Origin of the sequence: Faecalibacterium sp. HTF-F (assembly GCF_023347535.1) — a bacterium.
Classification (GTDB): Bacteria; Bacillota; Clostridia; order Oscillospirales; family Ruminococcaceae; genus Faecalibacterium; species Faecalibacterium wellingii.
In genome coordinates this window covers 2,279,943-2,298,267 of record NZ_CP094473.1, presented here as the reverse complement: position 1 = coordinate 2,298,267, position 18,325 = coordinate 2,279,943, and the positions used below count along the sequence as shown (strand labels likewise).

Genomic DNA, 18,325 nt, shown 5'->3' with positions numbered 1-18,325 from the left:
CCCTGTTGCTGAAATGAAATCAAGCCAGTCATTCTTATTTTTCATGTATCGATTATCTTTTTTACCATTGTACAGAACAAAATCATCAGCGGAACCGCAAAGAGCAAGCATAGGACATTTTTTAATTCAGCATTATCCGTTGAAAGCTGCATCAAAATCATAGAGAGCGGATACCTTTCTTTGCTCTGCAAAAATGTCATGGGTTGTTCCAAAAGATTCCAGCTCTCAGCGATAGAAAGGAATGCCGCAATCATAACATACGGTCGTACAATTGGAGCATAAATTTTCCTAAAAAGCACCCAGTTGCTTGCGCCGTCACAAATTGCTGAATCGAACAGGCTACTGTCAATTCTTTTTGCTGCGAACCAAAAGAGTAAAATCATCCAAGGCTGGAAAGCCGTCATTATCAATAGCCCTTCAAGAGAATCCAACCATCCAATATTCATCAGAACCAGATATTGAGGGAGCATAAGTGCTTGCTGCGGCAAAAGCAAAAAGAAAACACAGGTCAAAAGAAAAAATGTCTGCGCTTTCGGAGATGGGATTCTGGCAATCGCATAACCTGCAGGCAGTGCAATCACAATTTGAATAAGCACTCCGGCAATTGCAAGAATCGCGGTATTTTTATAGGCGCAAATGAATTCCATCAGAGAATCCATCTGCCACAAGTCATCTGGGTTTATATCAAATATCGGGAAAACAAGAAATACGCATGGCAGCACAAAAATCACAGCAGCTATCAAAGATAACATCCTATATGTAGCTTCTTTTCGTGGGTTCATCAGTTATTCCTCTTTTTTCTTGCCAAGTACATTCCGATCAGCACAACGGCCCCAACAAAAAGCACAACCAAAACAGATGCCGCTTCCAGTCGTGCATAGTTCATATTCATAAAATTGTTTTGTAGAAAGTGCTGAATACTATATAATTGTTCATTCGGATGACTTCCTCCAATCAAATAGGCTTCACGGAAACATCGAAAGCTATTGTAAATCGTCAAGATTCCACAAATCAATAAAGAACTCTTTATGATTGGAAGCTTTATGTACCAAAAACATTGTAGAGGGTTGACTCCATCCAGCATGGCGGCATCTATGATCTCGGATTCAATGGATTTCATAGCAACCATAAAAATTAAAATTGAGAATCCCAGCGTTTTCCATAATACAATTACAAGGAATACATAAAATGCAAATGATGTTTCACCCCACTGGCTAGGAGATTTTCGTAAGATGCTTGATGCAATTGTTACAACACAAGCTGCCGGAAGTATTGAAGGAACAAGAAAGAACAGACAAAATTTTTCTTGTCGGAGTTTTATATAAGCTTCCGCAACGAAAATGCCAACAACCAAATTGACGGGTACAATGATGGCCCACAAATGAAACAGATTTCTAACAGCGAGTGAAAATGCCTCATTTTCAAAAAGATCCACATAATTTTGTATGCCGACAAAATCAGTTCCTGTTCCAAGAAAGAGACTTTTCCAAAAAGCAATCAGGATTGGAAACAGATAGCAAAAAAATCCGGCAATAAGTGCCGGCAGAAGAAGGATATTGCTCTGAAGATTCTTTTTCATTTTATTCATCAAGGTACAATTTGAGCTGCGGAGTAAGTCGATCAACAAGCTCATCAAGGGTGATTTCATCATTCCAATACTGAACCATCGTTTCACTTAGAAGATTTCCGCCATCCTCACTTTGATCAAGCTGCAAGGCACGGTACCAAATTGTGTGATATTGCGCTGCATTGATCTTGTCACATATTGTTCCAAGCTGATCTAGCTGTGCATCAGTCAAATTTTCACCATACATCTCCTTTCGGTTTTCAATATCTTCTTGACCTATTTTTTCATGGGATGCATCATAGACACTGAATTGATATTGTGCTTCCATACATTTTTTAAGACATCCACGTCGGACAGGAAACATATCTTTATCTGCAAACGCCGAACTCGACTGGCATTCTTCACTAAGAAGATAAGCTAAAAGTGCTTTTACCTCTGCTGGATGCTTTGTGTTTCGATTTCCCATTGCGTAAGAACCGATTTCAGCAGTAACACCGCCTAGCTCATTGGGAATGGGAAGTGTTACGGTTTTGATTCCAAGAGCTGCACACTGCCGAAGAAGTCCCACTGTCATATAGCTTGGGTCAAGACTAGCAAAAGGTTCACCGTTTGCAAAATAATCTTGGACTACTTCTGGATTGAAACTGTCAAACAAACCATTTTGCATCTCATAAGAAATTTCACCCGTACGGAATTCTTTCTCGTATGCTAATGTTTGCCGACAACTAACTGTGTCCAAGTTAATAGTGTGATTCTTGTAATCGATGATCGGCTGCGATAACGCGCTTGTCATGCTAAAGTCCGTTACAACCAGCATTGGTTTTTCCTTGTAGATGCGCAGTAGTTCATCCATCGTGGCAGCAAGGCTTTTTGATGCGGCTTGCATATCAAATCCGCTGTCTTTCAAAACGCTTTCTGCACTTGTCAGAGTTGGAACGGAAAAGCACAAAGGTAAAATATACTGTTTTCCTTTTAGTTTTCCAGCATCTAAAAGAGGCATATAAAAATTCTCTGCTGTGAATTCGTTTGAATCCATTACATCGGTGAGATCGAGGAAAGCTCCATTCATCATACTCTTTTCAATATCTGGAAATAGATTAACATTCGTCAATCGGTTTCCTTCCATAATAAAGAGGTCGGGTCCTTTGCCTGAAAGGATCTCCGTATTTAGCCGATGAATCTCAGCCTCACGCTCTGCGGTATCGCCCTCTTTGGGCGATACGAACTGTATTGTGATATTAGGGTTCTCTTTTTGATAATCTAGCAGTTTTTCATAGATAGGACAATGTGTATCAGGATTTGCATAGTGAGCGGTAAGGTAGACTGTTACAGTGACTGGATTTGAGCTATCCTCTGCAACGGGCTTAGCTAAATCAGTTTCCTTCTTGGTAGATGCGCATCCTGTGAGAAGAACCAGCAGGCTTACAATAATAGCGGCAATAAATATACTAAATCGGTTATTTCGTCTATTGTTATACATAACTTCAGGTTCTCCGACTTCTAAAATTTTGCTTCATACCAATACCAATGTGCTGCAATTCGTTCAGTATATTGTGTATTATCACCTTCTGATTCTGCCCACGACCATCCATTTCCACTTTTTACAAACTCAACCGGAACATCTTGAAAGCCATGTGGTTCATCATCTTCAGAATAGTAAAAGCCCTTATATGTAGTACTCGGAACAAGCCCGAAAGAGCCTGTACAAAATTCCACCATATCATCTGCGTAATAATATACTTTCCATCCATTCCACTCTAGCGGTTCCATTGGATGGTCTTCTATCACTTTCCGCGCATAGTTTGTCAGCTCATCCTGATTTCGCAGTACATAAGACTGGATGGATTTTTTGCTAAATGGCCGAACAATCAACGCCGTAGCTACAGCAATACACCCTAGTGCGGTCAAAAGTCCAATGCAAATTCTTTTCATGTTTTTCTCCAGTCAACTGAAAACAAATCACGCTGTAAGAACTATGATATCGCAGACTTTACTTTAGCGTGTGTACAATATGCAGTGCCATATCTGCATTTTCTTTGTCTACAAATATCTCTGTGACATACTTCGGTTTTATGCCTAAAGATCCAATTCTTGCCTGATCGAACGTATTACGCCGATTGACATCTTTGGTTTTGCAATAGAATTTGATTCCAGCAGCTGCCAGCGCATCCGTGATGTGATTGCACTGGTAGGGGTCAGAAACAACTGCAACTTGTGATTTGAAAAATTGCTCTAACATAAAAAGGCCTCCTATATACGTTCTAAAAGAAGTTCTTACAAATCCTTGTTAAAACAACGAAATTTAAGCCCGCTTTATTTCATCCGTCCACAATTTTTTTCAAAATCGTATGGTTGCACATAAATTTTCAGAAAACTTGTAGCACAATCACGATTTTTCCATTCAGATATACCACCACGGCAGTTCCAGCCACAGATTATCCATGGCCTGTTCCTCGGTCTTTTTGGCGCGGCCTTTTGTCAGGTGAAAGTATATCGCCGTGCCGATCAGCGGATGTTCCTCGCCATCGGTGAAGCCATAGCGGTACAGCAGATAGGTCTGCTCTCGCTGGGTCAGCCGTTTCAGGCCCTCGTATAACTCCCGGCACGATTCCTGCTCCTCCATAATGCTCTGCGGCTGCATGGCATAAGGGTCGGCTATGGCTTCGATGCGCCGCAGTTGTTCCTCTCCCGGCAGAACATCGTCCAGCGAAACGCGCTGGTAGCAGATACCGTCTTTGTCCTCCGTTACCATCCGCTGCTCAAAAGCGGCAAAGGCATCCCGCACCATATCCATCATGGCGTTGCGGATGGCCGGAGCTGCGTAGGTCAAGAACTTCATGCCGCGCGCTGCATCGAACTTTGGCACGGCCTTCCACAAGCCCATATTCCCTGCCTGTTTCAAATCGTCCGTGTCAAGGTTCAGGCCGGACTGTGCCAGATTCATGCTGCGGAAAAGGTCATTTGCCACCTTGCCAATAAAGGACTTGTTGTTGTCGATCAGGCTGTCCAGCGCGGCAGCATCGCCTTTCTGCGCCAGCGCACAAAGCCGTTCATTCGTCTGCTTCATGGGCGTTTTCCTGCTCTGCGGCAGACTGCAAGATTCCCAGCAGACCGTTCCGCAGCTGTTCCAGCGCTTCCGGCGTAGCTCCTTCCATGCCCGAAACGCTGTCCAACATTGCATCTGTCAACTGCTCTGCCGTAATCGTTGGGTGCTGCACATCCTGCCCTTTAGTCAATTCGGTGAACATCTTCTCTGCCACTTTCTTGCTCATGGCTTCCTGCTCGGCGTAATGGCTCCCGATACCCTTTTTGATTTCCTTGATTGCCGCCATGAAGTACATTTCAATATCATCAAGGTCGCCTTGGTACACCGGCTTTCTCCGAAGGCTGATGTCCTTTGCGGCTTTGGCTGCCTCCGGGGTCTTGACCCTTGTGCGCAGCAGGGTGCTCAATGTCGTGAGCATGGCGTTCTGTGCCGCGATACCGGATGCAAAGGTATCATCAAAATACTGCGCTATGCGGTAAGTAAGCTCTGCAAAGCGGGCGTTTTCCAACAGCAGGTTGACCACCTCTGTATTGACACGCCCTGTGTAGAGGTTCTTTGCAGCTTCTACGGACAAGCCCAGTTCGGCAATGTCGTAATTTTTGCGGTCGGGGATGTTGGTTTCTCCCAGCAGGAAATCCGTGGACACATTAAACAGCCTTGCGATTTTCAGCACCTGCTCATGGGTCAGCGTCCCTTTTGCACCACTGATAAAACGGCTGATAGTGCTTTTAGAGCAGCCGATCTCCTTGGCAAGCTCCGGTTGGCTGATGTTGTGCTCTTTCATCAAGTCCGCAAGACGGACGTTGGACGGTGCGGGCAGATATTCCTGTGCCATGTGGTCGGCCCTCCTTTTTGATCTTTTTTCTCATTATAGTACGCTCTGCCGTTTTGTTCAATATACGGTCACCTCTCCACCCTTGCTGTTGCAGTCCTGCAACCAGTAAGGGCTTTTTTCTTTTTCCGTTGCAGTTTTGCCGCTTTTTCACCCTTTCTGCAAAATTTTCCGTATATTCAGGCAGGAAGCAAAAAAAACACCAGAGTTCCCACTTTGGGGGGGTACTCTGGTGCAACGCACGAAACAAAGGAGAAATGCCCTTGAGCCTGTATCAAACTGTCAAGTCCGCCATCACCGTTCGGCAGGTGGGAGAGATGTACGGCATGGAGCCTGACCGCCATGGCATGGTGTGCTGTCCGTTCCATTCTGACAGCGACCCCAGCATGAAGCTGAACGACACCTATTATTACTGCTTCGCTTGCGGAGCCAACGGTGATGCCATCGACCTCACCGCCAAGCTGTTCGACCTGAACCCCCGGCAAGCCGCCGAGAAGCTCGCAAGTGACTTCGGGCTTGACCCGGATAAGCCGCCCGCCAATGCCATCGCCCTGCCGCCGCCCAAGCGTGGCCTGACGGACGAGCAGTGGGCAGACATCGCCTACTGCCTGCGGGTGCTGACCGATTATCTCGACCTGCTGCACGACTGGTAGGAGCGCTACAAGCCCGCCAGCCCGGAAGAACCGCTGGACGAGCGGTTCGTGGAAGCCCTCCACATGACCGAGACCATCGAGCACCTGACGGACTGCGTTGCATTTGGAACACCCCAGCAGAAGGCCGCTGCCGCCGCACAGCTGCTGTCCGGGTCGTACCTGCTGATGCTGGAGGAGCGCACCGACCGCCTTGCTCTGGCAAAGTGCGCCTGACGATTCATTCACCTAAAGTGGTGCTTATCATTATGATAATCACCACTTTACTTTTTGAAAGGAGAGCCACCACATGAAGAAAAACATTTCCCGCAACCCTTTATGGCCGGACTGGTACAACGGTAAGAAAATTGACGAAGTCCAGTTTGGACGTGCCTTTCTGGAACAGTGGCCGCTGAAATGCGTCAACGGAACACTGTACACGCTGGACGGACCGGTGGAGGACGAAAGCGAGATCAAGCAGCGCATCTTGGAGAACATCGAGGAATATGTCACCTCCGGCCTGTCCAAAAAGGTCACCAACATTCTGGAGACCATCAAGCTGCTGGCCTTTTCCGACCCGTTCCCCATCGAGCAGGACTGCATCCACCTCCAGAACGGAGTGTACCATCTGCCGAACGGCTCTTTTCAGGAGAGTCGGCTGTTCTGCCAGAACCGCCTGCCTGTGAGGTATGACCCCAAAGCCGCCACCCCTGACCGTTGGTTGACCTTTCTGCACGAGCTGCTGGACGATGCCGACATCCCCACCTTGCAGGAGTATCTGGGCTACTGCCTGATTCCCAGCACCAAAGGGCAGAAGATGATGCTCATTGTCGGCAAGGGCGGCGAGGGCAAGTCCCGCATCGGGCTGGTGCTCAAGCGACTCATGGGAGATGCCGCCAGCAACGGCAGCGTCCAGAAGGTGGAGAACAACCGCTTTGCCCGTGTCGATCTGGAACGCCGCCTGCTGATGATCGACGATGACATGGATATGAACGCCCTGCCCAAGACGAATTATATTAAGACCATCGTGACCGCCGAAGCCAAGCTGGACTTGGAACGAAAAGGTGTCCAGAGCTACCAGCGGGACATCTACGCCCGATTCCTCTGTTTCGGCAACGGTGCGTTGACCTCGCTGTATGACCATTCGGACGGCTTCTTCCGCCGCCAGCTCATCCTGACCACCAAGGACAAGCCCACCGACCGCACGGATGACCCCTTCCTTGTGGAGAAGATGTGCGCCGAGTTGGAGGGCATCCTGCTGTGGTGTCAGGAAGGGCTGCACCGGCTGGTGCAGAACGATTTCCGCTTCACGGTCAGCGAACGAGCCGCTGCCAACGTGGACACCATCAAGCGCAGCAGCAACAACGTCATCGACTTCATGGAGTCCGAGGGCTACTTCCGCTTCAAGGCGGACTACTCCATCAGCTCCAAGGAGTTCTACGACATTTACAAGCAGTGGTGCGAGGACAACGCCTGCCACAGCGTATCGGCGATCCGTTTCAGCGCCGAACTGCGCCAGAATGACCGCCGCTATAACCTTGAAGCCACCAACAACATCTACCTGCCCGGTGGCCGCAGGGTGCGGGGCTTTGTAGGCATCGAACCTCTTGTCCACCCCTGCCCGTAAAAAGTGCATTTTTTTCACGGAAGAAGTTCGTACAACCTGTACGGTCTGTACTTGTACGCACCTGTACGGCAAATCAGCGAAAATTAAAACGTGTTATCGTTTGTATTTTGGATTTTCGTACACCGTACGAACCGTACAGGTTATTTGAAGTCCGTACGCAATTTTTTCAGATACGTACGGAGCAATCAAGTTCGCATTGTGCGAACTTGATCGTAGCTCTCCCGCAGGAGACGTTCCCCCTCGGAGAGTCCTCGAAGAGCCCACTACACTTTGCAGCCCATAGGGATGAAAGTGTTATAGTGGGTTATTACACTTCCGCAGAAGTGCATCTCCGTTCCCCGTTACCTCCCGATAAACCCCGAAAGGAGGGATGCCCTTTGGCAAGAAATGATGGTATTGACCGCACAAGTGTCCGAAACCTCGCCGTTTCGGATAAGGCCGTTGGTAACACCCAGCAGCACAACGAGCGCGAAAAGGACAGCTATCGGAACCCCGATATTATCCCCCAGCGCGCTGCATGGAACGTCCACTTCAAAAAGCCAACCGCCAGCTACACTGACCTGTTCGCCCAACTGGAAACCGCTGGTACGATTTCAACGCGCGGCCTGAAGCCGGATGCCACCCATTATTGCGAGCTTGTCTTTGATGTCAACTCTGCCTATTTCGACAATCACGGTGGCTACGAGTTCGCCAAGCAGTTCTATGAGGATGCCTACAAAGCTGCTGTTCAGATCGTGGGCGGTGAGCAGTATATCCTCTCGGCAGTCATGCACGCCGACGAGATCAACCGTGCCATGACCGAAGCACTAGGCCGCGAAGTTTACCACTACCACCTCCATGTGGTCTATGTACCTGTGGTGGAAAAGCAGATCCTGTGGTCGAAACGCTGCAAGGACAAGGCACTGGTCGGCACAGTCAAGGAGACCGTCATGCAGGTCAGCCGGAGCAAGAAGTGGGCATCCAAGCCCCTGCTGGACGATGCTGGAGAGCCCGTCCTGCAAAAGAACGGCAAACCAGTCCTGAAGAAGTCGTACAGCATCCTGCAAGACGATTTCTTCAACTATATGCACAATGCCGGGTACACCGATGTAGAGCGCGGCGAGCGCGGCAGCACCGAAGAACACCTGACCGTCACCCAGTTCAAAGTTCAACGGGAGCAGGAACGGCTGGACAGCCTGACCGCCCAAGCCGACCAAAAGGCGCAGTCGCTTGCCAAAACCAGTCAGACCCTCTCCAAAAAGGAGAAGGAACTTGCCGCTGTGCAGAAAAAGGCCACGCTCACGAAAGAAGCCCTCATTCATGCGCGCGATCTGGATTATATCGGCAAGCGCACCTTCCTCGGCAACTACTCGCTGACCGAGGAGGAATTTTCCAAACTGAAAAAGCAGGCCGACCACGGCTATATGATGGACGTGGAGAACCGCCGCCTGAAAGAAGAACTTTCCACCGCCAAGAAGGAAGCTGCTCATTGGGGTCAAAAGTATCATGAGCTCTGGTATGAAGTGAAGCCCTATCTGGACGCGCTCCACCGTGCGCCTGAACTGGTGCGCAGCTTTCTGGAAAAGATTCTCGCCCTCAAGCAGGAGCGCACCATGAATGTGCCGCAGAAAAACCGCAAGCGTGGGCAGGATATGGAACTTTGATTTTCGGAGGATACTATTTGAACAAAAAAAAAGAAGTCAAACAAATCCGGCTACCCGGATGAAGCAATCAAGGCGCTGGCACGTTGCTTTTATCCCTCCATGGTTGAGTTTTTCAACAGTGAGGAAGGCCAGCGTGAATATGAGGAATGGCTGAAAGAGCAAGAAGCTCTACAAGCCTTGCCTGTTGCAGCATAAAAACAGCAGGACGCTCCCAGTAAAGGGAACGCCCTGCTTTACATATAAGATTAAGAGTCAAGCGTGTGTGCATTAAAATATGCTCGAATTTCGTCAATAAACTGTACTGCCAACTCATATGCAGCACTTGCGTCTTTGAGTCTAGGATAGTAGTCGGCTCTTGCTGCCTTCAAAATATGTGCATTATTCCTTAAATCGTATAACTCACAATATTTCTCTTTGGTCGTTTCCGATAGAATGCCATTTTCTAGTGCAAAATCTGCTTTTACTGGATTTGCAGTCCACTCAATTTTAGCTTTTTCGCTTTTTGTATCACATAAATACAGCGCTTTTCCATCATAGGTTATCTTTGTTTTTTCAGTTAGCGCTTGTGAACACTTTTTGAAAGTCACCGCAGCAAACTGATTTTCAAATGTTTCCTTGAAATAATGCTCTAAGGTATAATTTAGCAAAGCCTCACAAATAGATGCGTACTGTATAATTTGAAACTTAATGATGCCTTTGTTTTTTGACATTGGTAGGCTCAGAGTTTGCATTAAGGTATATGCAAATCGCGTCTGATAAAACTCATCCCCTAAATGTTCTTTCAACCTTTCGTCTGGTATAAAATCGAATTTTTGCTGAAACCATTCTGTCGGATAGTTATGTACCCAATCAAAATCATGGTCAGGGATAAGATTGCCATTACAACAAGAAACCACTTTTCTCTTCTCTTCAGGAGTTAGTTTCATAGATGATAACCTCCGCTATTAAATTTGTCATCAACTAATATAATACAATATTTTGCACAAAAATCAGCATAGATGTTAAATTCATTTGTGTTTCTGCGTTGTATACATTTTACGCCGTCCACGGGAGCCTTCATTGTTGTACCCGAAGAAAACGAAAAATCCGAACCCTTCTCCAATCGGAAACAGGTTCGGATTTTTCTTGTTTGGTGGGCGCGGGTGGATTCGAACCACCGAAGCTGAAAGCAGCAGATTTACAGTCTGTCCCCATTGGCCACTCGGGAACACGCCCATATTCATTTTTGCGCGTCCGTTCGCCGGACGACTTGCTTATTTTAGCATGGGAAATGGATTTTGTCAACTGTTTTTTACTTTTTTCTTCAAAGGTTTTTTGCGCCCGTCGAAGGCAGGGTGCGGCAATGTGGATGGATTTGTGCGAAAACGGCGGATATCCGTCTTTTTTGCTGCAAAAATATTTATTGGATAAGCGGCAGATCCGGCGGCTCCGGATTGCATTCTGCGCAATTCTATGTTATAATTCCGGACGAACTGAACAGAAAACAGCAGGTGCCTTCTGCCGCTTTGCGCGGTGGGAAGGGTAAAAGGGAAGCGGGTGCAGATCCCGCACGATCTCGTCACTGTGATAAGGGAGTCCGCGTCAGGGTGCTGTGCGCACCGGCCACTGGAGCATTGCTCCGGGAAGGCGGCGCCGGGCGGCGATCTTTCAGTCAGGAAACCTGCCTGCTGTTGGTACGGGGGCCTGAGCCCCAGATCACGAGGAATTGGTTGTACCAAAAAGCCCTGAAAAAATCAGAGGTCTTTTTGTCATGCCATCCGCAGGACAAAAGGGCCTCTTTTTTACCTCACTTTCCTGTACCCTTTGTTCGGTTCGGCCGCAATTTATCCACAGGAAAGGACAAGACAATGAGAAAGATCGAAACCAAGAAGCTGGCTGCAGCTGTTACGGCTCTGGCCCTGTGCGCCGGCGTGCTCACCGGCTGCGGCGGTGCTGCTTCCGGCACTGCATCCAGCACCGCTGCGTCTGCCGCTTCCAGCGAAGCGAGCAGCGAGGAGGCTGACGAAATGGCAGCAAAGAATGTGGCAGACCTGATCGATGCCATCTATGTGCAGGAGCGCAATGATGACACCGATGCTCAGTGCGAAGCCGCCAAGGCTGCATGGGATGCTTTGACCGACACCCAGAAGGAACTGGTGGAAGGCGAGAACGCCGACCCTGACTACTTTGGCCGTGACACCGGCGATGCCTCCAAGGACGATGCCCGCAATCAGGACGACATCGGCGACAACGAGCTGCTGGTGGTCTCCTTCGGCACCTCCTTCAACGACAGCCGCGTGAAGGACATCAAGGGCATCGAGGATGCTCTGCAGGCCGCATACCCGGACTGGAGCGTGCGCCGCGCCTTCACCGCACAGATCATCATCAACCATGTGCAGGCCCGTGACGGCGAAAAGATCGATAATATGCAGCAGGCCATGAACCGCGCTGTGGCAAACGGCGTGAAGAACCTTGTCGTCCAGCCCACCCACCTGATGCACGGCGCTGAGTACGACGAGATGATGGAAATGATCGACACCTACCGCGACAAGTTTGAATCTGTCGCTGTGGCTGAGCCCCTGCTGGGCGAGGTCGGCTCCGATGCCACCATCATCAATCAGGATAAGGAAGACGTTGCCAAGGCTGTCACCGCTGCTGCCGTGAAGGAAGCCGGCTACGACAGTCTGGATGCCGCTGCCGCGGACAAGACCGCCTTTGTCTTTATGGGCCACGGCACCTCTCACACCGCAAAGGTGAGCTACAGCCAGATGCAGACCACCATGCAGACTCTGGGCTATGACAGTGTGTTCATTGGCACCGTTGAGGGCGAGCCGGAGGAAACTGCCTGCGAGAACGTCATCGAGGCTGTTAAGGCTGCGGGCTACACCAAGGTCATCCTGCGCCCGCTGATGGTGGTTGCCGGCGATCACGCCAACAACGACATGGCCGGTTCGGATGATGATTCCTGGCTGAGCATGTTCAACGCTTCCGGTGCATTTGAGTCGGTTGACTGCCAGATCGCTGGTCTGGGTGAGATCGAGGATGTCCAGAAGCTGTATGTCGCCCACACCAAGGCGGCAATCGATTCTCTGAACGGTTGATCAAACGAACCCTCTCCGTTTCGCGGCCGCTTTGCGGCACCCGGTGGAGAGGGTTCATTTTTTATCGGAACAATGGTATAATAAAAGCTGATTTTCTATAATGTAGAGGTATTTCCTATGAAACGCGTTTTTTCCTGTGTTGTCGCTGCTTCTCTGGCACTGAGTCTGCTGGCGGGCTGCGGCGCTTCTTCCACGGCATCTTCTGCGGCGTCCGGCGCTGCCAGCTCGGAGGCTGCTTCTTCCGTGGCTTCTTCTGCCGTTGAGACCGCCGCTTTGCCGGATGGTGTGTATACCGCCGACTTTGACACCGACAGCTCCATGTTCCATGCCAACGAAGCCTGCAATGGCAAGGGCACCCTGACCGTGGAGAATGGCCAGATGACCTTCCACGTCAGTCTGGCGTCCACCCACATCGTCAACCTGTATCTGGGCAAGGCTGCGGACGCCGCAGCCAACGCGTCCGACTGGCTGCAGCCCACCACCGACACCGTCACCTACTCCGACGGCACCTCGGAGGAGGTGTACGGCTTTGATATCCCGGTCTCTGCTGTGGATGCCGACTTTGATCTGGCCATTCTGGGCACCAAGGGCAAGTGGTACGATCATGTCGTCAGCGTGCGCAATGCGGTCCAACAGGCTGGCACCGCAGCTCCCGCCGACGGCACCTACACCTGTGAGGTGACGCTGGAAGGCGGCTCCGGCCGTGCCACCGTGGAGAGCCCCGCCGCCCTGACCGTGGCAGACGGCAAAATGACCGCTGCCATCGTGTGGAGCAGCCCCAACTATGACTATATGCTCGTGGACGGCGAGAAGTATCTGCCCACCAACACTGAGGGCAATTCCACCTTTGAGATCCCCGTTGCCGCGCTGGACACGGCACTGGACGTCACCGCCGACACCGTGGCCATGAGCACCCCCCACGAGATCGAGTACACGCTGACCTTTGATTCTGCAAGCTTGAAGTGACTCCTCCAGTCACCTTCTTTGGCAAAAAGATAAACTTTACCGTACTGCCAAAGCCTCCCTCTATGAGGGAGGTGGCACGGCGTAAGCCGTGACGGAAGGAGTTACCTATGAAAATCACTCGCAACCAATTTCTGAAACTGATCCCCGCTGCGGCGCTGACGCTGACCGGCTGCGGCAGCAAGGCTCAGCCTGCCAATACGGAAAGTCTTGTTTTCTCCCATCATTACCAGCTGGACTATGCACAGCAGTTCACGGCGGATTGCTATGAGGGCGGCTATACCATGCTGACCATTGCGGAGTCGGATGCACGGTTCCTTGTTGTGCCGGAAGATGCTGCGGAGGTGGACGGTCTGCCCGCTGATGTGACTGTGCTGCGCCAGCCGGTGGAGAATATTTATCTGGTCTCCACCTCGGTGATGGATCTGCTTTTGCATCTGGATGCACTGGACAGCGTGGCCTTTTCCGGCACCAAGGCCGAGGGTTGGTATCTGCCCGCGGTGCAGCAGGCCATGGAAGAGGAAAAAATCGCGTATGCAGGCAAGTACAGCGCCCCGGATTACGAGCAGATCCTGGCGGCGGGCTGCCGCCTTGCCATTGAGAATACCATGATCCTGCATACGCCGGAGGTAAAGGAACAGCTGGAACACTTTGGCATCCCGGTGCTGGTGGAGCGTTCCAGCTACGAGAGCGACCCGCTGGCCCGCATGGAGTGGATCAAGCTTTACGGCATCCTGCTGGGCAGGGAAGAACAGGCCGAGCAGGTGTTTTCCGCGCAGGAGACAGCCGTTCAGCCCATCCTCTCGCAAAAACCCACGGGAAAAAGCTGTGCCTTCTTCTCGCTGACCACCAACAACCTTGCCACTGTGCGCAAAGGCAGTGACTATGTGGCCCGCATGATCGAAATGGCGGGCGGCAGCTATGTCTTTGCGGACCTGACGGACAATGGCAACAGCCTTGCTACCATGAACCTGCCGCTTGAGGACTTCTATGCAGGCGCAAAGGATGCCGACGTGCTCATCTACAACAGCGCCATCGAGGGCATGATCGCATCGGTGAGCCAGCTGACCGAGCGTTTCCCGCTGCTGAACGAGTTCAAAGCGGTGAAGGAAGGGCAGGTGTGGTGCACCGCCCAGAGCCTGTTCCAGCAGAGCATGGAGCTGGCAGACCTGATCGTAGATATGAACCGGGTGTTCACCGAGGGTACACCTGCCGCCGGTACCCTGAAATTCCTCACCCATGTGGATTAAAGAAGAAAAATTTTACAGAAAGGAAAGCCTATGACCCGTACCAGACGCCTTGCAGCCGCCTATATTGCCCTTGCGGCAGCCGTGGCGGTGCTTTTTGCGCTGAACCTGTTCTGGGGCAGCGTATCCCTTGCACCGGGTGCGGTGCTGACGGCGCTGCTGGGCAAGGGCGGCGATGCGCTTGCGGGGAACATCATCCTGCAGCTGCGCCTGCCCCGCGCGGTCATGGCGGCGCTGCTGGGGGCAGCCCTCAGTGCAGCGGGATACCTTCTGCAGACCTTTTTTGCAAACCCCATTGCCGGGCCCTTTGTCATGGGCGTTTCCAGCGGCGCAAAGCTGGCGGTGGCCCTGACCATGGTGGTGTTTCTGGACCGCGGGATGCTGACCAGCTCGGCCACCATGATTGTGGCTGCCTTTGCGGGTGCCATGGCGGCCATGGCCTTTGTGCTGGCGGTGGCCCGGCGGGTGCAGCGCATGAGCATTCTGGTCATCTGCGGTGTAATGATCGGCTACATCTGTTCCGCTGTCACCGATATCGTGGTGGCCTTTGCACAGGACTCCAACATCGTCAACCTGCACAACTGGTCGCAGGGCAGCTTTTCCGGCATGACATGGGCCAACGTGCAGGCGGCGGCGCTGGTGACGCTGCCTGTGCTGGCGGCTGCCTTTCTGCTCTCCAAACCCATGGCGGCCTACCAGATGGGCGAGGAGTACGCCCGCAGTGTTGGCGTGAACGTCAGGCTCTTCTCGGCGGTGCTGGTGCTGCTTTCCAGTCTGCTGGCCGCCTGTGTCACTGCCTTTGCAGGGCCGATCTCCTTTGTGGGCATCGCGGTGCCGCACCTTGTAAAGCAGCTGCTGGGCAGCGCAAAGCCGCTGCATGTGCTGCCCGGGTGCTGTCTGGGCGGTGCGGCTTTCTGCCTGTTCTGCGACCTGCTGGCCCGCAGTCTGTTTGCGCCCACGGAGCTGTCCATCAGCTCGGTCACGGCCGTGTTCGGCGCACCGGTGGTCATCTGGCTGCTGGTGCGGCGCAGTCAGGAGGGGGCACGATGAAGGAACATTTTTTGTGCGGAGCACAGGGTCTTGCCATCGGCTACGGCAAGACACCGCTGCTCTCGGATATTTGCCTCGGGGTGCAGCCGGGCCAGATCCTGACCCTCATCGGCCCCAACGGCGCAGGCAAATCCACCTTGCTGCGCACACTGGCGGGTCAGCTGGCCCCCATGGGCGGCACGGTGCTGCTGGAAGGCAGAAGCCTTGCCGGTTACACCGGTATCCAGCGGGCGCAGAAGCTGGCCCTCATGGCCCCGCACAGCCGCCGGATGGAGCTGACCACCTGCTTTGATTTTGTTTCGGCGGGGCGCTATCCCTACACCGGACGGCTGGGCATTTTGTCTGCCGGGGACAGGCAGCAGGTGCACAGAGCTTTGGAGCTGGTGGGCGCGGCGCAGCTGGCAGACCGGGATTTTAACCGCATCAGCGACGGTCAGCGCCAGCGCATCCTGCTGGCCCGGGCCCTGTGCCAGCAGCCGGAAGTGATCCTGCTGGACGAACCGACCTCTTTTCTGGATATCAAGGGCAAAATTGAACTGCTCACCATCCTCGGAACGCTTGCACACACCCAAAAGCTGGCGGTGATCCTGAGCCTGCACGAGCTGGAGCTGGCCGAAAAAATAGCGGACACGGTGGTGTGCGTTTCGCCCGGCGGTGTTTCCGGCGTGCTGACCCCGGAACAGGCGTTTCAGCCGGAGAACATCTGCGCTTTGTACGGCCTGACCGAACAGCAGTACACGGCTCTGTTCGGCACACCGGAGCCGGAAGCCGAAAAGGCACCTGCCGGAAAGCCGCAGTTTGAGCATTACGTCCGCAGCGGCCAGAAGCTGCTGCGCTGCGGCTACACCACCGGCACCTGTGCCGCGCTGGGGGCTGCCGGGGCGGCGCGTCTGCTGCTGACCGGCCGCGAACCGGAAACGGTGGCCCTGCGCACGCCCAAGGGCATCGTGGTGGAGGTGGCTCCCCTCTGGTGCCGCAGAACGGACACAGGTGCCGCATGTGCCATCCGCAAGGACGGCGGCGACGATGTGGATGTGACCACGGGCCTGCCGGTGATTGCATCGGTGGTGCTGGAACCGGATGCCCCCGGCGTGCGCATCTTTGGCGGCGAGGGGGTGGGCCGGGTGACGAAGCCCGGCCTTGACCAGCCCGTAGGGGAAGCTGCCATCAACCATGTGCCGCGCCGGATGATCGCCGAGGCACTGGAACGGGAAGCTGAAAATGCTGCCTACACCGGCGGCTTTGCAGTGACCATTTCCATCGAGGGCGGTGCCGAGACCGCAAAGCGCACCTTCAACCCGCACATCGGGGTGGAGGGCGGGCTTTCCGTGCTGGGAACCAGCGGCATCGTGGAGCCCATGAGCCAGCAGGCGATTCTGGATACCATCCAGCTGGAAATGAATCAGGCTGCGCTGCGGGCCAAAGCCGCCGCCGGGCCCCGGCGGCTGGTGCTGGCCCCCGGCAACTACGGGCTGGACTATCTGGCCTCCGCTCTGCCGCAGTTTGAGCGGTTCCCGGTGGTCAAGACCTCCAACTTCATCGGGGATACGCTGGATATGGCGGCAACGGCAGGATTTGAACAGGTGCTTCTGGTGGGACACGTGGGCAAGCTCTGCAAGCTGGCGGCAGGGGTCATGAACACCCACTCCCACACGGCAGATGGCCGTGCCGAGGTGTTCTGTGCCCATGCGGCGCTGTGCGGGGCCCGGCGCGAAGTGTGCGCTGCCCTGATGGATGCCGCCACCACGGATGCCTGTCTTGACATTCTGGACGGCGCACAGCTGCGCGGCCCGGTACTGGAAAGCATCCTTGCGGCCATCCAGATGCATCTGGACCGACGGGTAGGCGGGGCATTCCGGGTGGGCGCGGTGCTCTTTTCCAACCAGCACGGCCCGCTGGGCGAGACCTGTATTGCAAAGGAGCTGATGAAGGAATGGCAGAACTGAAAGGCACCTTTTACGGCGTCAGCGTAGGCCCCGGCGACCCGGAGCTGCTGACCCTGCAGGCGGTGCGGCTGATCCGGAAATGCCCGGTACTGGCTGCGCCGCAGACTTCTTCCGGCCAGATGCTGGCGCTGGACATCGCCTGCAGTGCGCTGGGAGAAGCGCTGGACGGCAAGACCATCGTCCCGCTGCACTTTGCCATGAGCCGTGACCCGGCCGTGTTGGCGGCTTCCCACAAAGAGGCGGTGCAGGCGGTGCGGCCTTATCTGGATGCCGGGCAGGACACTGCCATGCTGAACCTTGGGGACGTTTCCATCTATGCCACCTTTGGCTATCTGCAGCGCCTTCTGGAAGCAGAGGGCTATCCCACCGCCATGGCGGCGGGGGTGCCAAGCTTCTGTGCGGCGGCGGCGCGGCTGAATGTGCCGCTGACCGGCGGCATGGATGCACCGCTCACCATTGCGCCGGGCAGCTGGGCGGGCCGCGTGCTGGAAACGCCCGGCACCAAAGTATTGATGAAGACCGGCAGGCAGCTGCCCGCTTTGCTGGCTGCGCTGGAACAGGCTGGCAGGCTTGAAAACAGCGCCCTTGTGTGCAACTGCGGCCTGCCGGATGAACAGGTCTGCCCGGACCTTTCCCTCGGACAGCCGCAGGTCCAGCCGGGCTATTTTACCACCGTTCTGGTAAAGGAGTGATGT

Annotated in this window: 18 protein-coding genes, 1 tRNA gene, 1 pseudogene and 1 riboswitch; of the genes and pseudogenes, 11 read left to right on the top strand and 9 right to left on the bottom strand. The window is 53.3% G+C overall.

The window, feature by feature from the left end:
• Nucleotides 1–41: 41 nt before the first annotated feature.
• The 7 genes from MTP37_RS10895 to MTP37_RS10865 all read right to left on the bottom strand — a co-directional run bounded on the left by MTP37_RS10895 (nucleotide 42) and on the right by MTP37_RS10865 (nucleotide 5,448).
• Entirely contained in the window at nucleotides 42–782 is a 741-nt protein-coding gene (locus tag MTP37_RS10895; protein WP_249237299.1) for an ABC transporter permease subunit, read from the bottom strand.
• A complete protein-coding gene (locus MTP37_RS10890; protein WP_249237298.1) occupies nucleotides 782–1,579 on the bottom strand; it encodes a carbohydrate ABC transporter permease in 798 nt (265 codons plus the stop codon). The genes MTP37_RS10895 and MTP37_RS10890 overlap by 1 nt, the downstream gene beginning before the upstream one ends.
• Before the next feature lies 1 nt (nucleotide 1,580).
• Complete coding sequence (locus MTP37_RS10885; protein WP_249237297.1) at nucleotides 1,581–3,047, bottom strand: ABC transporter substrate-binding protein; 1,467 nt, start codon at nucleotides 3,045–3,047, stop codon at nucleotides 1,581–1,583.
• Nucleotides 3,048–3,067: 20 nt separating this feature from the next.
• Complete coding sequence (locus MTP37_RS10880) at nucleotides 3,068–3,499, bottom strand: hypothetical protein (RefSeq protein WP_249237296.1); 432 nt, start codon at nucleotides 3,497–3,499, stop codon at nucleotides 3,068–3,070.
• Between the two features lie 58 nt (nucleotides 3,500–3,557).
• Complete coding sequence (locus MTP37_RS10875; protein WP_249237295.1) at nucleotides 3,558–3,806, bottom strand: hypothetical protein; 249 nt, start codon at nucleotides 3,804–3,806, stop codon at nucleotides 3,558–3,560.
• A 162-nt stretch (nucleotides 3,807–3,968) separates the two neighbouring features.
• Nucleotides 3,969–4,634, bottom strand: a complete 666-nt coding sequence (locus MTP37_RS10870; RefSeq protein ID WP_249237294.1) for a sigma-70 family RNA polymerase sigma factor — start codon at nucleotides 4,632–4,634, stop codon at nucleotides 3,969–3,971.
• A complete protein-coding gene (locus MTP37_RS10865; RefSeq protein ID WP_249235584.1) occupies nucleotides 4,618–5,448 on the bottom strand; it encodes a helix-turn-helix domain-containing protein in 831 nt (276 codons plus the stop codon). The genes MTP37_RS10870 and MTP37_RS10865 overlap by 17 nt, the downstream gene beginning before the upstream one ends.
• A 260-nt stretch (nucleotides 5,449–5,708) precedes the next feature.
• Between MTP37_RS10865 and MTP37_RS10860 the strand changes: the two genes are divergently transcribed.
• The 4 genes from MTP37_RS10860 (at nucleotide 5,709) to MTP37_RS10845 (ending at nucleotide 9,344) form a co-directional block, all read left to right on the top strand.
• Nucleotides 5,709–6,098, top strand: coding sequence for a CHC2 zinc finger domain-containing protein (locus MTP37_RS10860; RefSeq protein WP_249237293.1), 390 nt, complete (start codon nucleotides 5,709–5,711; stop codon nucleotides 6,096–6,098).
• A gap of 63 nt (nucleotides 6,099–6,161) precedes the next feature.
• Nucleotides 6,162–6,311 carry a hypothetical protein gene (locus MTP37_RS10855; protein ID WP_249237292.1) on the top strand — a complete coding sequence of 50 codons (150 nt, stop codon included), beginning with the start codon at nucleotides 6,162–6,164 and terminating at the stop codon, nucleotides 6,309–6,311.
• A 73-nt stretch (nucleotides 6,312–6,384) separates the two neighbouring features.
• Entirely contained in the window at nucleotides 6,385–7,701 is a 1,317-nt protein-coding gene (locus tag MTP37_RS10850; protein ID WP_249237291.1) for a DNA primase family protein, read from the top strand.
• 377 nt (nucleotides 7,702–8,078) lie between these two features.
• Nucleotides 8,079–9,344, top strand: a complete 1,266-nt coding sequence (locus MTP37_RS10845; protein ID WP_249237290.1) for a plasmid recombination protein — start codon at nucleotides 8,079–8,081, stop codon at nucleotides 9,342–9,344.
• Between the two features lie 245 nt (nucleotides 9,345–9,589).
• Here the strand turns inward: MTP37_RS10845 and MTP37_RS10840 are convergent, their stop codons facing one another.
• Nucleotides 9,590–10,270 carry a hypothetical protein gene (locus MTP37_RS10840; protein ID WP_249237289.1) on the bottom strand — a complete coding sequence of 227 codons (681 nt, stop codon included), beginning with the start codon at nucleotides 10,268–10,270 and terminating at the stop codon, nucleotides 9,590–9,592.
• Nucleotides 10,271–10,474: 204 nt separating this feature from the next.
• Nucleotides 10,475–10,559: transfer RNA gene (locus MTP37_RS10835), tRNA-Tyr, on the bottom strand.
• Nucleotides 10,560–10,815: 256 nt separating this feature from the next.
• A riboswitch (cobalamin riboswitch) is annotated at nucleotides 10,816–11,026 on the top strand.
• Nucleotides 11,027–11,191: 165 nt separating this feature from the next.
• Between MTP37_RS10835 and MTP37_RS10830 the strand changes: the two genes are divergently transcribed.
• The 7 genes and pseudogenes from MTP37_RS10830 to cobI all read left to right on the top strand — a co-directional run bounded on the left by MTP37_RS10830 (nucleotide 11,192) and on the right by cobI (nucleotide 18,322).
• Nucleotides 11,192–12,424, top strand: a complete 1,233-nt coding sequence (locus MTP37_RS10830; RefSeq protein WP_249237288.1) for a sirohydrochlorin cobaltochelatase — start codon at nucleotides 11,192–11,194, stop codon at nucleotides 12,422–12,424.
• A gap of 117 nt (nucleotides 12,425–12,541) precedes the next feature.
• Entirely contained in the window at nucleotides 12,542–13,390 is an 849-nt protein-coding gene (locus tag MTP37_RS10825; protein ID WP_249237287.1) for an iron transporter, read from the top strand.
• 107 nt (nucleotides 13,391–13,497) lie between these two features.
• The gene (locus MTP37_RS10820; RefSeq protein WP_249237286.1) at nucleotides 13,498–14,637 is read left to right on the top strand and encodes an ABC transporter substrate-binding protein; all 1,140 of its coding nucleotides are present in this window, start codon (nucleotides 13,498–13,500) and stop codon (nucleotides 14,635–14,637) included.
• 30 nt (nucleotides 14,638–14,667) lie between these two features.
• Nucleotides 14,668–15,684, top strand: a complete 1,017-nt coding sequence (locus tag MTP37_RS10815) for a FecCD family ABC transporter permease (protein WP_249237285.1) — start codon at nucleotides 14,668–14,670, stop codon at nucleotides 15,682–15,684.
• A pseudogene (locus MTP37_RS13225) lies at nucleotides 15,681–16,181 on the top strand (ABC transporter ATP-binding protein); the annotation flags it as partial. The gene MTP37_RS10815 and the pseudogene MTP37_RS13225, both read left to right, overlap by 4 nt.
• A complete protein-coding gene (gene cbiD, locus MTP37_RS10810) occupies nucleotides 16,167–17,630 on the top strand; it encodes a cobalt-precorrin-5B (C(1))-methyltransferase CbiD (RefSeq protein ID WP_413784544.1) in 1,464 nt (487 codons plus the stop codon). The pseudogene MTP37_RS13225 and the gene cbiD, both read left to right, overlap by 15 nt.
• Nucleotides 17,618–18,322: a precorrin-2 C(20)-methyltransferase gene (cobI, locus tag MTP37_RS10805; RefSeq protein WP_249237283.1), complete on the top strand. Its 705-nt coding sequence runs from the start codon at nucleotides 17,618–17,620 to the stop codon at nucleotides 18,320–18,322. Before cbiD ends, cobI begins: the two co-directional genes overlap by 13 nt.
• Nucleotides 18,323–18,325: the final 3 nt, after the last annotated feature.

Excerpts from the sequence above, each read along its gene's own strand:
- MTP37_RS10895 (WP_249237299.1), bottom strand. The coding sequence starts at position 782 with ATGAACCCACGAAAAGAAGCTACATATAGGATGTTATCTTTGATAGCT.
- MTP37_RS10890 (WP_249237298.1), bottom strand. The coding sequence starts at position 1,579 with ATGAAAAAGAATCTTCAGAGCAATATCCTTCTTCTGCCGGCACTTATT.
- MTP37_RS10885 (WP_249237297.1), bottom strand. The coding sequence starts at position 3,047 with ATGTATAACAATAGACGAAATAACCGATTTAGTATATTTATTGCCGCT.
- MTP37_RS10880 (WP_249237296.1), bottom strand. The coding sequence starts at position 3,499 with ATGAAAAGAATTTGCATTGGACTTTTGACCGCACTAGGGTGTATTGCT.
- MTP37_RS10875 (WP_249237295.1), bottom strand. The coding sequence starts at position 3,806 with ATGTTAGAGCAATTTTTCAAATCACAAGTTGCAGTTGTTTCTGACCCC.
- MTP37_RS10870 (WP_249237294.1), bottom strand. The coding sequence starts at position 4,634 with ATGAAGCAGACGAATGAACGGCTTTGTGCGCTGGCGCAGAAAGGCGAT.
- MTP37_RS10865 (WP_249235584.1), bottom strand. The coding sequence starts at position 5,448 with ATGGCACAGGAATATCTGCCCGCACCGTCCAACGTCCGTCTTGCGGAC.
- MTP37_RS10855 (WP_249237292.1), top strand. The coding sequence starts at position 6,162 with ATGACCGAGACCATCGAGCACCTGACGGACTGCGTTGCATTTGGAACA.
- MTP37_RS10850 (WP_249237291.1), top strand. The coding sequence starts at position 6,385 with ATGAAGAAAAACATTTCCCGCAACCCTTTATGGCCGGACTGGTACAAC.
- MTP37_RS10840 (WP_249237289.1), bottom strand. The coding sequence starts at position 10,270 with ATGAAACTAACTCCTGAAGAGAAGAGAAAAGTGGTTTCTTGTTGTAAT.
- MTP37_RS10830 (WP_249237288.1), top strand. The coding sequence starts at position 11,192 with ATGAGAAAGATCGAAACCAAGAAGCTGGCTGCAGCTGTTACGGCTCTG.
- MTP37_RS10825 (WP_249237287.1), top strand. The coding sequence starts at position 12,542 with ATGAAACGCGTTTTTTCCTGTGTTGTCGCTGCTTCTCTGGCACTGAGT.
- MTP37_RS10820 (WP_249237286.1), top strand. The coding sequence starts at position 13,498 with ATGAAAATCACTCGCAACCAATTTCTGAAACTGATCCCCGCTGCGGCG.
- MTP37_RS10815 (WP_249237285.1), top strand. The coding sequence starts at position 14,668 with ATGACCCGTACCAGACGCCTTGCAGCCGCCTATATTGCCCTTGCGGCA.
- cobI (WP_249237283.1), top strand. The coding sequence starts at position 17,618 with ATGGCAGAACTGAAAGGCACCTTTTACGGCGTCAGCGTAGGCCCCGGC.